Source organism: Phycisphaerae bacterium, assembly GCA_017999985.1.
Lineage (GTDB): Bacteria > Planctomycetota > Phycisphaerae > UBA1845 > Fen-1342 > JAGNKU01.
Genome location: JAGNKU010000010.1, coordinates 142,914 through 156,220, shown reverse-complemented (window position 1 = coordinate 156,220; position 13,307 = coordinate 142,914). Strand labels below are relative to the sequence as shown.

At 66.0% G+C, this 13,307-nt stretch carries 15 protein-coding genes and 2 pseudogenes; 5 read left to right on the top strand and 12 right to left on the bottom strand.

The window, feature by feature from the left end; genetic code table 11:
• Window positions 1-65 precede the first annotated feature (65 nt).
• The 3 genes and pseudogenes from KA383_14515 (at window position 66) to KA383_14505 (ending at window position 3,021) form a co-directional block, all read left to right on the top strand.
• Window positions 66-1,415, top strand: a pseudogene (locus KA383_14515) (IS1380 family transposase).
• 655 nt (window positions 1,416-2,070) lie between these two features.
• Window positions 2,071-2,757: a hypothetical protein gene (locus KA383_14510; protein MBP7747330.1), complete on the top strand. Its 687-nt coding sequence runs from the start codon at window positions 2,071-2,073 to the stop codon at window positions 2,755-2,757.
• A gap of 123 nt (window positions 2,758-2,880) precedes the next feature.
• Window positions 2,881-3,021 carry a hypothetical protein gene (locus KA383_14505; GenBank protein ID MBP7747329.1) on the top strand — a complete coding sequence of 47 codons (141 nt, stop codon included), beginning with the start codon at window positions 2,881-2,883 and terminating at the stop codon, window positions 3,019-3,021.
• 445 nt (window positions 3,022-3,466) lie between these two features.
• On the opposite strand, the gene KA383_14500 is transcribed toward KA383_14505, so the two are convergent.
• The 9 genes from KA383_14500 to KA383_14460 form a co-directional block, all read right to left on the bottom strand.
• On the bottom strand, window positions 3,467-4,846 hold the full coding sequence (locus KA383_14500; GenBank protein ID MBP7747328.1) for a hypothetical protein: 1,380 nt from the start codon (window positions 4,844-4,846) through the stop codon (window positions 3,467-3,469).
• Window positions 4,847-5,078: 232 nt separating this feature from the next.
• The gene (fabG, locus tag KA383_14495) at window positions 5,079-5,819 is read right to left on the bottom strand and encodes a 3-oxoacyl-[acyl-carrier-protein] reductase (GenBank protein ID MBP7747327.1); all 741 of its coding nucleotides are present in this window, start codon (window positions 5,817-5,819) and stop codon (window positions 5,079-5,081) included.
• An 83-nt stretch (window positions 5,820-5,902) separates the two neighbouring features.
• Window positions 5,903-6,829, bottom strand: coding sequence for an ACP S-malonyltransferase (fabD, locus tag KA383_14490; protein MBP7747326.1), 927 nt, complete (start codon window positions 6,827-6,829; stop codon window positions 5,903-5,905).
• Window position 6,830: 1 nt separating this feature from the next.
• Window positions 6,831-7,823 (bottom strand): ketoacyl-ACP synthase III, encoded by a 993-nt coding sequence (locus KA383_14485; GenBank protein MBP7747325.1) that lies wholly within the window; start codon window positions 7,821-7,823, stop codon window positions 6,831-6,833.
• Window positions 7,820-8,827: a phosphate acyltransferase PlsX gene (gene plsX / locus KA383_14480; protein MBP7747324.1), complete on the bottom strand. Its 1,008-nt coding sequence runs from the start codon at window positions 8,825-8,827 to the stop codon at window positions 7,820-7,822. The genes KA383_14485 and plsX overlap by 4 nt, the downstream gene beginning before the upstream one ends.
• 11 nt (window positions 8,828-8,838) lie before the next feature.
• A complete protein-coding gene (rpmF, locus tag KA383_14475; GenBank protein MBP7747323.1) occupies window positions 8,839-9,024 on the bottom strand; it encodes a 50S ribosomal protein L32 in 186 nt (61 codons plus the stop codon).
• Window positions 9,025-9,181: 157 nt separating this feature from the next.
• Window positions 9,182-9,379, bottom strand: coding sequence for a hypothetical protein (locus KA383_14470; protein MBP7747322.1), 198 nt, complete (start codon window positions 9,377-9,379; stop codon window positions 9,182-9,184).
• On the bottom strand, window positions 9,376-9,558 hold the full coding sequence (locus KA383_14465) for a hypothetical protein (GenBank protein MBP7747321.1): 183 nt from the start codon (window positions 9,556-9,558) through the stop codon (window positions 9,376-9,378). The genes KA383_14470 and KA383_14465 overlap by 4 nt, the downstream gene beginning before the upstream one ends.
• Window positions 9,559-9,713: 155 nt before the next feature.
• Window positions 9,714-10,067, bottom strand: a complete 354-nt coding sequence (locus tag KA383_14460; protein ID MBP7747320.1) for a hypothetical protein — start codon at window positions 10,065-10,067, stop codon at window positions 9,714-9,716.
• A gap of 289 nt (window positions 10,068-10,356) precedes the next feature.
• On the opposite strand from KA383_14460, the pseudogene KA383_14455 reads away from it, so the two are divergent.
• Window positions 10,357-10,461: pseudogene (locus tag KA383_14455) on the top strand (SEC-C domain-containing protein).
• Entirely contained in the window at window positions 10,413-10,904 is a 492-nt protein-coding gene (locus KA383_14450; GenBank protein ID MBP7747319.1) for a YkgJ family cysteine cluster protein, read from the top strand. Before KA383_14455 ends, KA383_14450 begins: the two are co-directional and overlap by 49 nt.
• Window positions 10,905-10,910: 6 nt before the next feature.
• Here KA383_14450 and KA383_14445 read toward each other — a convergent pair whose 3' ends face one another.
• The 3 genes from KA383_14445 to KA383_14435 all read right to left on the bottom strand — a co-directional run bounded on the left by KA383_14445 (window position 10,911) and on the right by KA383_14435 (window position 13,201).
• Window positions 10,911-11,546 carry a cyclase family protein gene (locus KA383_14445; GenBank protein MBP7747318.1) on the bottom strand — a complete coding sequence of 212 codons (636 nt, stop codon included), beginning with the start codon at window positions 11,544-11,546 and terminating at the stop codon, window positions 10,911-10,913.
• Complete coding sequence (locus KA383_14440; GenBank protein ID MBP7747317.1) at window positions 11,543-12,439, bottom strand: hypothetical protein; 897 nt, start codon at window positions 12,437-12,439, stop codon at window positions 11,543-11,545. Before KA383_14440 ends, KA383_14445 begins: the two co-directional genes overlap by 4 nt.
• Before the next feature lie 423 nt (window positions 12,440-12,862).
• Window positions 12,863-13,201, bottom strand: coding sequence for a hypothetical protein (locus KA383_14435; GenBank protein ID MBP7747316.1), 339 nt, complete (start codon window positions 13,199-13,201; stop codon window positions 12,863-12,865).
• Window positions 13,202-13,307 lie beyond the last annotated feature (106 nt).

The following is a 13,307-nucleotide window of genomic DNA, read 5'->3' as shown; positions in this document are numbered from 1 at the left end:
CATGCAGTTGGACCTGCAAATCACGGGGTTTTCGGCAGCGCGACTCGAAAAGGGCGGAGAACCCAATGGGTGACGCACGCACGGAGGCGTTGCGGGTCGGGTTTGACGGGGGCCTGAAGCTCGAATTCCACGGCTCGCAGATCACGTCGGATGCCGGGCTGCTGCCGTAGCGCGACCTGGACGACGCGCTCGGCCTGACCGCTCTGGCCGGGGACCTGCTGCACGACTGGCGTACGGGCAAGAACACGCAGCACACGCTGATGGCCCTGCTGCGACAGACGATCTTCAGCCGCCTGGCCGGCTATGAAGACACCAACGACGCCGAGCGGCTGAGCGTCGATCCGGCCATGCGGTACGTCGTCGGGGGGCGAGCCCGAGATCGGCAGGCGGCTTCGACCAGCCAGATGGGCCGCTTCGAGACTGAAGTGCTGACGGACCGGAAGAATCTGAAAGCCCTCATGAACCTGCCGGGGCTGTGGATCGACCGCGTGCGACAGCAGCAGCCGGGCGCGCAGATCATCCTCGACCTGGACAGCTCCGTCAGCGAGACCTACGGCGAACAGGAGGGCTCTGCGTACAACGGACACTTCGGCTGCACGTGCTACCACCCGCTGTTCTGCTTCAACCAGTTCGGTGACCTGGAGCGGGCGTTGCTGCGGAAGGGAAACGTGGCCAGCGCCGACGACTGGCGCTCCGTGCTGGAGCCCGTAGCGAAACGCTACCGAGACGGCGAGCTGCGTCGGTTCTTCCGCGGGGATGCTGCGTTTGCCCGGCCGGAGCTGTACGAGTACCTCGAAGTCGAGGGCTACGGGTACACGATTCGCCTGCCGGCCAACGAGGTCTTGCAGCGCGAGATCGAGCCGTTTTTGACCCGCCCTGTGGGTCGTCCGCCCCGGCGGCCGATCGTCTGGCATCATGAGTTCCTGTACCAGGCCAAGACGTGGGATCGCCCGCGGCGGGTGGTGGCGAAGATCGAGTGGCACCAGGGCGAACTGTTCCCGCGGGTGGGCTTCATCGTCACGAACCTACGTCGGCCGGCCCGGCAAGTCGTGAAATTCTACAACGGCCGCGGCACGGCGGAGCAGTGGATCAAGGAGGGCAAAAACGCGGTGAAGTGGACACGGTTGAGCTGTCACGACTTCGTGGACAATCAGGTTCGGCTCCAGCTCTTCGCGCTGGCGTACAACCTGGGCAACTTTCTGCGGCGGCTGGCGCTGCCGCATAGCGTGAAGCACTGGACGCTGACCACGCTGCGGGAGAAGTTGGTCAAGATCGGTGCCAAAGTCGTCGCCCACTCCCGCTACGTGATCTTCCAGATGGCCGAGGTGGCCGTTCCGCGAACGCTGTTCGCCGCCATCCTGGAACGTATCCAGCGGCTGCGGCGGTTCGAAGCTGCCGTGGGGCCTTCCGGATGAGCCGGTCCATCGCCGGAAAACGTTGCCACCCTGTTTGCTCCGGCTGGTTCCGCGCGTCCCGTGCGGGAAACAGGGTCGTGTTCGACCTTCTCGGGCTTCCACCCGCCCTCGGAGCAGGCCGCAGCGGCACCGTCCGGCCCGGGCAAGCCGCAGAAGAGTCCACAGAACGTGTTCGCCTGGCACCGGGGCGCGGTACAATGCCCCTGGACGGCCCAACAGCGGAGCCGGGCCAGGTCATCTGGGAAATGTCGGTTCACAAGATCGATGGCAGCACGTGCATAGAACTTTCATGCAGCGGCGGCTCGGTAAACAGCTATTGTTGCGTCAATATCATTGCTGCGTGCCTCGGCAAGAAATGTCCGTATACTGTTCCGCCTGGTACGTTCGGAAATGAGCCTCCGCCGGGCGTGCCAGCACAGCCAGTCTACTAGATTGGCACTTAGCCCTGGCTGGGCGACGCGTAGGTGTAGTGCACGCGGAGATACTGGATGTTCAGTCAAGTACGGCGCGATCTGTGCCTGCGCGTTTGTCATTGGACGGGTGCACTACGTCAGCGCGGTGGCGGTGCGCATAGATGGCCCCCAAGTCCGCGCACTGATGGACCGTGCAGGCGACCGCGTGACTGCGATGCCACGTTGACAGGATGCTCTGGCTCATGATCAATGATGGGCACGGCATGTACTGCCTCAAGTGCTCCTACGCATTGCAGGGGTTGCCGGAAAGCCGCTGCCCCGAGTGTGGGACAACATTTGATCCAGCCGACGGCCGCACTTTTCGGTTGCGGCGTCGAATTGGATGGCTGGAGGTCACCGGGCAGTGTGCTGGTCGAACGGCATGGATATTAGCTGGCGGCGTGAACGCCGTAATCGTCACCATGTCAGCTATGGGCAACGACTCCGCCAAGGCGATCACGGTCTGGATATTGGGCACGGCCCTCTCGGTTGTGTTAAGCGCCGGCTGGGTCGTGTTGTACTGCTTCGAAGCGAGACGTTCTGCGAAATGCGGCTGTGCCCTGATCTTGACTCTCGCGGCGCTCGGGCTGACAGTTCTCGTGACACAATGGCCTCTCCGCTGCGCGTTCGCGGTCTATCAAGGCGAGCTGGGGAGGTATGCCGACCGTGTTCAGCGAGGTTACCTCGCGACGTGCGCGGAGCGCATCGGCCCGTTCGTGATCCAAAGGACGCGGACAACTGCCGCCGGCACGGTGTACCTGTGGATGAACGTAGACCCTACCGGCTGCACCGGCTTTCTCAGAGTGCCGCCACAAGTGGTGATGAATGACGCGCAGTTTTGGAGAAGGGATCGTCTCGGCGCCGGTTGGTACTTCGTCGTAGAGGAGTGAATGGGCAATTGAGCAAGGCCACTCTGAGTACATCTATGAAGCGGTGCTTGTCAAGCGAGTCGGAATTCCGGGGATGAATTCCGGGGACAGCTTACTAAATTCCTCGGGACAGAAGACACCGCCGTGAGCCTGACCGATGACGCGTGGTACGAAGCCAAGGTCGTGATCGACGACGATCCAAACGACGCCGACGTTCAGCGGCGGCAATTTAGCAATGGCGCCCGGGAATTCCGGGGACATCTTACTAATTTCCTGCTTGCATGATGCTTCCCCATGTCGGGACAAAAAGGCGGCGCCCGCGACGCGCGAGCGCCCTTTCGAGTTCGTCCACGCGCGCCGTCTTGGCCCACCGCGCAAGGTCCGCCACTATACCGCGACCCACATGTCAAGCGCACTCGCGTGGCACGGTCTTGCGCAGCAAGGCCGTGATTCGTATCCACCACGTCGCCCTCTCAGTCCGAGTCGAGAGCGGCGAAGTGTGCGTGCCCGCTGCGACATTCCGCAGTATACAACGCGGGTTCGGAGCAAGTGCATGCTCGGCCGCATTGCGCAGCACTGACTTGGCGCCACGCGCCAGCCTCGCTCAGGTTAGAAGCTACCACATAACTCACTCCCCTGCCGGGAGGAGTCCGAGGAGCGTCGAAATCCTTGGCATTTTCGCCCCGCTCCCAATCTCTCCCCAAAGAAGAGAGGGGTCTGAGGACGGGTTCTAATCCACCCACCAGCGGCTCTTTTCGCGACGAATCCGGTCTTCCAACCCGCTCCGCTGATTCGCCAGGTGCCGTTTGGTGCGGATCGCGGGGGCGCGCGTCCCGCCCGTGGGCGGAAAGTTGAGGTCGAGTGTGACCACCAGAATGTCGAGCCCTTCCACCTGAAGCTTCACGATGTCTTTGAACCTGGCGGCGGGGTCTTCCGCACGCGCGGTCGGGAGCAGCTCCTTGCCCTCGGCATCCCACACGCCACAGCCGCCCGCGCGCGAGCTGGCCACAATGCTGATGCAGTTGTCCATCGCCCGCGCGTGCATTAACGCCCGATCGTAATTCAGGCTTGGGAACAAGAGGAGATCCGCGCCGCGCAGGGCGACCAGCTCGGCCACGTCCACAAACCAGCTATCGTAACAGGTCATGAACCCCACCTTCCCGAAGTCGGTCTGGAACACCGGGACATCGTCACCCGGCGTCACGCCGCCCACGCTCAGCTCCGGGCCATAGAGATGAATCTTGTCATAGCGCCCGATCAGCTTCCCGGTGCGATCAAAGAGCAAGGCCGCATTGAAGAGGCGATCTGACGCCGGGTCGTAAAGGCCGATCGTGCCCGCAACGTACATCTTGTACGCGGCGGCTTTCTCAGACATCAAGGTCGCGGAGGGGCCTGTAAGCGTTTCGCGAACCTTCTCGCCCGCGAAGTATTCAGGCAGCAGCGCGAGATCGACCTTGGCGTGCCCCATGACGTCCAGCGCTTTGGAGAAAGCGGGCAGTCCGTATTGCTCCAGGGCGGCCGGGCCGCCCGTGCAGGCGATCCGGGCCCAACGCGGCGGAACCGGATCGGTCTCAATCAGAGATACGTGCTCGATCCACACTTCGCCCGCGGCGCACAGTCGGTACATGAGGTGCACTTCTGCGCGCACAGCTCCCGCGCCTGGGAAGGTAACCCGCGCTTCACCTTCCGCCCGGTCTTCCGGGAGTTGATGGAACTCGACAATCGGCTGCGAATTACCCTGCGCGGCGACCTCGAAGAGCAGGTGCTGAATGGGATTGACGTCCGCGCTCTTCCTGAACCGCACGCGGAACCAGTACGTCTTTCCCGCGACGATTGAGACCTGGGTCGACACCCCACCGACACAGTCAGGATTGCCGCCGCCCGCCATGCAGAGGTAACGCTGGCCGTGCCTGTCCACGACGCGGATCTCCGGGGACAGGGCGACGCGCGCGGTCTTGACGACCCAATCCGCGGGCAAACCGTTGACCACGGGGCCTCTGAAGTCTCCGTTGCTGACCAGGTTGGCCCCTTGTGGCTGGGTAGAAACCGCACTCGGCGGCAGCGCGCAGACGCAGGCGGCACACAGCCAGTTCATGCAACACGTGCTCACGGCGATCACCCCAGTCACCTCCATTGCATGGACCCGGCAAGTGCCGTCTGCGTCAGAGTGGCAACCGTCTGCAAGTCGGATCGAGATGTCCCGGACCGACTGACCCGGTCACGCCGCCGGGCCGTCTTCTGCCATTGTACCCGCGCGCTCGTCAGCCGACCGGCAGGTCGCACATCGATGCAACCCGCCCTACATCCGGCTGAAAGCTGATAGCTGAACGCTGACAGCTCCCCTACATATGCAGCCCGCCGTCCACCACGAACACCTGGCCCGTGATGTACGCCGCGTCCGGGCCCGCCAGGAACGCGACGAGCGACGCGACTTCCGCCGGCGTACCGAAACGCTGCAGCGGGATGATCGTCTTGACCTGCTCCTTGAGCTTCTCCGGCAGCTCCCCGGTCATATCCGTCTCGATGAAGCCCGGCGCAACCGCGTTGCAGGTGATGTTGCGCTTGCCCAGCTCCTTCGCGACTGACTTCGTCATGCCGATCAACCCGGCCTTCGCCGCGGAGTAGTTCGCCTGACCGGGATTGCCCATCAGGCCGGAGACGCTCGCGATGTTGATAATCCGGCCGCGCCGCGCCCGCACCATGTGCCGGCTCACTGCCCGCATCATCGAGAACGCCGCCCGCAGGTTCGTGTCCAGCACCTGGTCGAACTGCTCGTCCTCCATGCTCATGAGCAGCCCGTCGCGCGTGATGCCCGCATTGTTGACGATGATGTCGATCCGCCCGTGCCGCTCGACCGTATCCTCGACGAGCTGGTTCACCGCCGCCCGGTCGGTCACGTCCAACGCCGTCGGAATGATCCGCGCGGCGCACTCGCCCGCCTCGCGCACCCACGCCTGCGTCCGCTCGAGGCCCCGCGCCGCCGCGATGACCGTCGCCCCCGCCCGCGCCAGCGACAGACAGATCGCCTGCCCGATCCCGCGCGACCCGCCCGTGACGATCGCGACCTGCTGTTCGAGACTCATGCTCATGGACAACCTCCGTCGCTCTCACGGGTCCGCCGGCTGCGGTGGCCCAACATCTCTCTGTCAGGCCAAGGTGCCCGACATTACTGGGCAGACAGATCCGCGGCGGTGCTCACATTCGTCGTGGGCACCTTGCGGTTGATCTTGCGCATCATACCGGTCAGATGCCGATTCGGCCCAATCTCCCAGAATTCGCCGCAGCCGTCGGCGATCAGCCGCTCCACGCACGCCTGCCAGCGCACCGGGCTGACGACCTGTTGATACAGGGCCTCACGGATCGCCGCCGGATCGCGGTGATACTCGGCGTTGACGTTCGCGATCACGCGCGCCTTCGGCGTCTGGAACGCACAGCCCTCCAGCGCTGGCCGCAGTCCCTCGGCCGCCGATCGCATCAGCTTGCTGTGAAATGCGCCGGCGACCGGCAGCGGCACAGCGCGCAGACCGAACTCCTCGGCGCGCTGCGCGGCCACGTCGCACGCCCCCTTGTCGCCCGAGATCACGATCTGCCCCGGGCAGTTGTAGTTCGCCGGCTGCACACGCCCCTGCGCGGCGACCGCCTCGCACAGCGCCAGCACCTTCGCCTCATCGCCGCCGATGAGCGAGACCATGCCGCCGGCCTGCTGCTCGGCCGCCTGCTGCATGAGCTGTCCGCGACGCATGACCAGCCGCAGCGCGTCCGCGAACGACATGGCCCCGGCCAGGTGCAACGCGGTGTATTCGCCCAGGCTGAGTCCGCCGAGCGCGACGAATGCATCCGCCGGATAGCGTCCCGCGGCCAGGCCGGCCCGGTAGAGCGCCACGCTCGTCGTGAAGATCGCCGGCTGCTGGATGTCCGTCGCGTTCAGTCGCTCCGCCGGCCCCTCGAAACACAGTTTGCTCAGCGCGAAGCCGACAACCTGGTCGGCCTCGGCAAAGGTTTCGGCCGCGACGGGATACTGCCCGGCGACGTCCTGCCCCATGCCGACCAGTTGGGCCCCCTGACCCGGGAAGATCGCGGCGCGTGTCGTCACGTTACATCCTCAACAGGACCGAACCCCACGTCAGACCGGCACCGAACGCGAGCAGCATCACCAGGTCGCCCGGACCGATGCGCCCCTCCGCCCGCGCCTCGTGCAGTCCCACCGCGACCGAGGCCGCCGACGTGTTGCCGTAGCGGTCGATGTTGATCAGGACCTTCTCCATCGGCAGGCCGGCCTTCTCGCACGCCGACTCGATGATCCGCAGGTTCGACTGGTGCGGGATCACGAGCTTCAGATCGCTGACGCTCACGCCGGCGTCGGCACAGGTTTCGTCGAGCACCGTGTGCATCTGCGTGACGGCGAACTTGTACACCTCGCGGCCCTGCATGTGCATGTAGTGCAGCCGCTCGTCCACCGTGCGGTGCGAAGCCGGCTCCTTCGAGCCGCCGCCCGGGATGTAGATCAGCCGGCCACGCGCGCCGTCGGCCCCCGCACGCATCGCCAGGATGCTGCGTGCCGGGTCGGTCGCTGCCCGCAGCACCACGGCCCCCGCCGCGTCGCCAAACAGCACGCACGTCCCGCGGTCCTGCTGGTCCGTGATGCGCGTGAGCGTCTCGGCGCCGACGACGAGCACCGTCCTCGCCACGCCGGTGATGATCTGCTGTGCCCCGACCTGGAACGCCCAGACAAACCCGCTGCACGCCGCCCCCAGGTCGAACGCCTGGATCCAGCGGCAGCCGAGTTCCGTTTGGAGCAGGCTGGCGGTCGCGGGCAACTGGTATTCCGGCGTCACGGTCGCGACGATGATCGCGTCCACCTCTTCCGGCGTTACCCCCGCGTCGGCGAGCGCCGCCTGGCTGGCCCGGGTCGCGAGCAGCAGCGTCGCCTCCTCCGGCTTGGCCCGGCGCCGCTCGCGAATGCCCGTGCGCTGCACGATCCAGTCGTTGGTGGTATCCACCACGCGCGCGAGATCGTCGTTGGTCACGACGGTCTCGGGCAGCCACATGCCGGTACCGACGATTTCGACCGGCCACCCCAGCTTCATGCGGCGTCCTCATGCCGGCGCCGGAGCTCGGTGGCGATCGCGGTGATGATGTTTAGGCGGACTTGCTCCACGGCGACGCGGATGGCGTTGTTCATGGCCCGGTGGTCGCTGCGGCCGTGGCAGATGATCGCGATCTTGCGGAGTCCGAGCAGCGGGGCCCCGCCGTACTCGGCGAAGTCGTGCCGCTTCCAGATCCGGTCGACGATCGGCTCGAAGCGCGGCACGAGCTCCAGGCTCTCCTCCTTGATCTCGTGGACGATGGTCTTGAACAGGCCCTCGGCCAGCCCTTCGGTCAGCTTCAGGATCACGTTGCCGACAAAGCCGTCGCAGACCGCGATGTCGCAGTGGCCGCCGAAGATGTCGCGCCCCTCGACGTTGCCGACGAACCGCAGCGTCGCGTCCTGCTTGATGATGGCCCGCGCCTCCTTGACGAGTGGATTGCCCTTCGCGGCCTCCTCGCCAATCGAGACCACCCCGATGCGCGGCTCCGGCACCTGCAGGATCAGCCGAGCATAGCACGCGCACATCCGCGCATATTCGTATAAATGGTGCGGCTTCGGCGCCACGTTGGCACCGACGTCGCAGATCAGCACCGGCCCGTGGAACGTCGGCAGCACGACCGCGATACCCGGCCGGGAGACGCCCTCGATCGCCCCGACCTTGAGCTGGCACGCCGCCGCAAACGCCCCCGTGTTGCCGGCCGAAATCACCGCGTCGAGCTTCTCGTCCGCGGCGTCCACGGCGAGCTGCACGATGCTCGAATGCCGCTTCTGGCGCAGGGCCTCGACGGGCGAGTCGTCCATCTCGATGACCTGGGCACAGTGCACGAGCTTGACCCGCGGGTCATTCAACTCACACTGGCGGCAGTGGGCCTCCATCGCCTCCTGCACGCCGTAGAGCACGATCTCGTCACCCGCGGCGAGGAACTGCAGGCCCTGCTGCACTCCGCGCACGATCTCCCCGGGTGCGTGATCGCCGCCCATCGCGTCCACGCCGATCCGCATGGAGTCCTCTCCTACGACTCCTCCGAGCCGACCTCTATCCGCGTATGCGCGTTGACATAGCCGCAGTTGCGACACGCGCGGTGCGACAGTTTCGCCTGGCCACACTGCGGGCAGGCCGACAACTGCGCCGGCGTCAGGGCGTGATGCGCTCGGCGGGTCCGCTTGCGCATCTTGCTTTTCTTGGTTACCGGTAACATCGTCTCTACCTCAGGCTGCGAATTCCAGCGCGGCGCATCACGACCGGCGCGCCCGGCACACCGCGCCACAAGCCCGGCGCACGGTCCGGCCGACCGCTAGAACAGTTGAAGCTACGCAGTTGGTGCCCCCCTGTCAAGGTCGAAAACGACGCGCCAGCTAGGCCGCACCCTCCTCGTCGCCCGGCCGCGGGTTCTGCCGCCCCTTGCTCAGCTTGAACTCCCCCACCGGCGCCACCCGCCGGTAGCCCAGGTACAGCACGATGTCCAGCATCTCCGTCAGCGACGGGAAGGCCCGGTCGTTTACACGCTTGTACTCGTCCACCGCCTTCAGAAAATCGAGCTGTTCCTCCGTCATGTGCCCTTCTTCAGCGGCACGACGGTAATCGGTCCGCCGGCGACCTGGGCCCCGGCGGCGGTCGAGCTTCGAGCGCCGGTCGCTTCCGCCCCGGCGATCTTCGCCCCCGGCCCGCCGCTCTCGCGCGGCCGCAGCCACTGGTTCGCCGGGCGCCCCCGCGGGTGCGTAATTCTCAGCATGGTCCATAATCGACTTATCGTCGTATACCCCCCACCGGCTGAAGTCGGCACCCAACCGCCGGCCTCCCCACCCCGCATCCGAGCCCCTGCGGCCGCGCGGTCATTCACGCGGCCACCGGCCCCGCCAGTCGTCACCCCCGCCCCCCGCCGCCCTGCTAGAGGTCGTCATCGTCCGCATCATCGTCCAGATCGTCGTCGAGGTCGTCATCGTCTTCGTCGAAGTCGTCGTCAAAGTCCTCGTCCAAGTCGTCTTCTTCCTCGCCGAAGTCGTCTTCTTCGTCGTCGAATTCCTCGTCCACGTCGTCTTCGTCATCGGACGACCGCCGCCGACCATCACCCCGCAGGCCGAGCGCACCGACCGCATCGTCGTGCTCCTCGCCCGCATCTTCCACCACTTCCGAGTCGTCCCCGTCGGGCAGCGGTTCATCGTCCAGGCCGTCCTCTTCGAGCAGCCCGGTGCCCACGGGGTCCGCCTCTTCCCACAGGTTCCACTCTGCATCCTGGAACATCGCGACGCTCCTTGTAAAGCGGTTTCTGACGAATTGCGCGGGTTCATACTTGCCGACCCGCCATTCGTCAAGCCCCGTTTTTTTTTCATCCGTTCATGGCCCCGGCCTCGCGTGACGAATCCACTCCCCGGTCGTTCGCACCATCGTATATAATGGCACCAGACTGATATCGAAGGAAATTCCCATGACCAGCAGTCAGGATCAATTTTCAAAGCGCTGGGACCGTCGCAAAGAGCGCGAACGGCTCACCCGCGAGGTCGTCGACCCGGATGCCCCCCCCATCCCCGACGCGCCCGTCGAACAGGCAAAGGCCCAGCACGCCGCCGGCCGCAATGATCCCTGCCCATGCGGGTCCGGGAAAAAGTTCAAGAAGTGCTGCGGGAAAGCCTCGTGAGCGATTCCGCAGACGCTACTCCCTGGTACGCCGACGGACTCTGCTTCTCCTGTACCCAGTGCGGCAACTGCTGCAGCGGTGCGCCCGGCCATGTCTGGGTCACTACGGCGGAGATTGAGCGCATCGCCGCTTTCTGCAACCTCACCGTCGAGGACTTCAGCCGCCGGCATCTTCGGCGCGTCGGTTTCGGCCGGAGCCTGCTCGAGCTGCCCGGCGGGGATTGCGAGTTTCTGGACCGGCTCACCGACGGCCAGACCCAGTGCCGAATTCATCCCGTGCGCCCGGTCCAGTGCCGGACCTGGCCCTTCTGGAAGTCGAATCTGTCAACTCCCGGGGACTGGCAGTCGGCGGCAACCGGGTGCCCGGGGATCAATCGGGGCGAACACCACCCCCTGCCGGTGATCCAAGCCGCGCTGAGGGACAACGGCCGCCGCCCACTCTGATGCGCGTCACAGCCTGCGCAGGACCGCACGCGCCGGCGCGCCATCCGCGCCCACCAGCCGCAGCGGCAGACAAACCAGTTCGTATGCTCCCGGCGCCACGCCCACCAGGTTGAGCCCCTCTATCACGCAGACGCCCGCCTGCAGCAACGTGCGATGCGTTCTTGCGCCCGACTCGTTCATCGCCCCCACCGACAGGTAGTCGATGCCCACGGTGCGCACACGACGGCGGACCAGTTCGTCCGCCGCCTCCGGCGTGAGATACACGTAGTCTGTCCGGAACGGCGCGTCGTGCCACGCGGCGCTCGAATTCCGCGTCCTAAAAAGCAAGCGCTCCCCGGGCTGGACCCGCAACCGGGCGATATCCGCGCCCCGGATCGAGTCCGCCATCGCGATTTCGACCACGCGAGCGGGACCAATAACGGCGTCGAGCGGGATGGTATCCGCACCGCCGCCATCCGCGAGATAGTGCGCAGGTGCGTCGACGTGGGTCCCTGTATGCGCGCTGAGCGACAGGTCGGAGAGATTGCAGTCCGCGCCCGTTGCCAGGTTGCTCACGCGTTCGATCCGCACCGGCCGGTCCCCCGGCCACTGCACCAGCGCCGGCGAGAGCGGCACAGAGATGTCCAGCCATTCAGCACTCATTGTGTCTCAGCTCTGCCGCCGGCGTGGACCGTTCGGTGTGGAACCGCCAAGAGCAGGCAGCCGGCCACGACAGCCATCACGCCGAGCCACGCCCACAGCATCATGCCGCTGGGTGCTGTGCCGCCGACGCGCAGCAGGATCAGCGCGCCGGTCAGGACAGCGCATCCGACGATGCGCCGCAACGGCGACGCGCGGGGCTGCAGCAGCACCGCGCACAGCGCGATCAGTATGATGATCTCGCGGCCCAACGGGAAAGCCGCGATCCCGAACGCCAGCGCGCGGCCGAAATTGCTGAACGTGCCGAGCGTCAGACTCCAGCGCGTGCCCGCGCCCGCGCCAACCAGCGTCTTCTCCCCCTTGCCGGGCGCCATGAGCTCAAACGAGTCGGCCGTGGCCAACGACGGATCGCGCACCGCTACCCACGTATGCTTGAGATCGCACGCCAACCACGCCTCGTAGCCCAGCCGCTGCAGCAACGCCGTGGCGACGACGGCCCGGCCATCGCAATCCTCACGGCCCTGCGCGAACACCTCGGCCACCGTCGGCAGGTAGTCCATGACACCCCACGTGTCCCAGTCGAACGCATAGGGCACATGCGCGTAGACTACTTTTTCAACCGGAACCAGCGCCGCCGGCAGGCGCGTCCCCGGCGCAAGTTGCGCACGAACTTCGGCCTCGAGCGGCGCAAGCGCGGGATCGTTCGGATCCACCACCGAGTTGAGATCGTTCAGCCGCGCCGCCCAGACGGGAATCAGCCACACCTTCGGATACAGCACCAGCATCACAACCAGCGCCAAGGCAGCGACCTTCAGCGGCCAGCGCGCGTACCAGCGCCAGGCATGCAGCCGGTGCCACCACCCGCAGCGCGTCGACGTATCGGCAGGTGCATGCATATTCGCAAGAGCCATCACGGCCCGATCTTAGCGGCAGCCGGCCCATCGTCCTATCGCCGGTTCGTTCAGGCGCCCGGCAAGCGACACAGGCAGCAGGGGTGTCCGGTCGATGTTATGGGACGGTGTCGTGCGACCACCCGGCACCCCGCCTTTGCGATCTGCAGGGCAGTCCGACGGCCCTTTACAATACCTAACAGATGCCGTATATTACCGATGTGGATTCGCTGTTGCGAATGCCTCCCCCTGGGTTGGCGGGCCGGACGGGCCATGGAATCGGATGCTATGGAGGGCATGCCGTCCCGCAGTGGAAACGCCGCACGCCGCGCCGTGGAGCGCACCCGCGCGTTTCCGCAGGACCTTGGCGCGAGGATCAGCCCATGCACGCCTCCCCACCGCAGCAGGCAGTTGCCCGCCAGCAGCAAATCAACCGGATCTGCCGCGTTTTGCCGTTTTTCGCCCCGGCCGAGCTGGCTGGGCTCGCGGCGTACCTCGAGCACCGCGTTGCAGCGCGGCTTCGGCGCCTTGCACGAAGGCGCGGATCTGCTCGGGGGAAGCGTCGGCGTACTCGGCTTCCCAGTCGCGCAGCCGGTTGAGCGCCCGGACGCGGGTCCGCGGGTCCTCCACCATCAGCAGCAGGCCGGCGGCGCAGAACCGCGCGACCCAGTGGCCGCTGATGCGCGCCTCGTCGTACAACAGCTTCAACGGCTCGTCGACCTGGAAGTTGATCTGCGGCTTGCGTTTGAGCATGGCGTCACCGGGCAAGAATTCCACTGTTTCCTAGACAGCCCTATTGTGGCCCACTCCCGGGTGGGTTGCAAGGGGGCCACCTGCCGCTTGGCGTCGTGCCATCCGCGCTGCGGGGCGGTAC

Coding starts and splice junctions, on each gene's coding strand:
- KA383_14440 (MBP7747317.1), bottom strand. CDS start 12,439: ATGCATGCACCTGCCGATACGTCGACGCGCTGCGGGTGGTGGCACCGG.
- KA383_14460 (MBP7747320.1), bottom strand. CDS start 10,067: ATGTTCCAGGATGCAGAGTGGAACCTGTGGGAAGAGGCGGACCCCGTG.
- KA383_14470 (MBP7747322.1), bottom strand. CDS start 9,379: ATGACGGAGGAACAGCTCGATTTTCTGAAGGCGGTGGACGAGTACAAG.
- KA383_14510 (MBP7747330.1), top strand. CDS start 2,071: ATGATCAATGATGGGCACGGCATGTACTGCCTCAAGTGCTCCTACGCA.
- KA383_14465 (MBP7747321.1), bottom strand. CDS start 9,558: ATGCTGAGAATTACGCACCCGCGGGGGCGCCCGGCGAACCAGTGGCTG.
- KA383_14485 (MBP7747325.1), bottom strand. CDS start 7,823: ATGAAGCTGGGGTGGCCGGTCGAAATCGTCGGTACCGGCATGTGGCTG.
- plsX (MBP7747324.1), bottom strand. CDS start 8,827: ATGCGGATCGGCGTGGACGCGATGGGCGGCGATCACGCACCCGGGGAG.
- KA383_14450 (MBP7747319.1), top strand. CDS start 10,413: ATGCGGGTCCGGGAAAAAGTTCAAGAAGTGCTGCGGGAAAGCCTCGTG.
- fabG (MBP7747327.1), bottom strand. CDS start 5,819: ATGAGTCTCGAACAGCAGGTCGCGATCGTCACGGGCGGGTCGCGCGGG.
- KA383_14445 (MBP7747318.1), bottom strand. CDS start 11,546: ATGAGTGCTGAATGGCTGGACATCTCTGTGCCGCTCTCGCCGGCGCTG.
- rpmF (MBP7747323.1), bottom strand. CDS start 9,024: ATGTTACCGGTAACCAAGAAAAGCAAGATGCGCAAGCGGACCCGCCGA.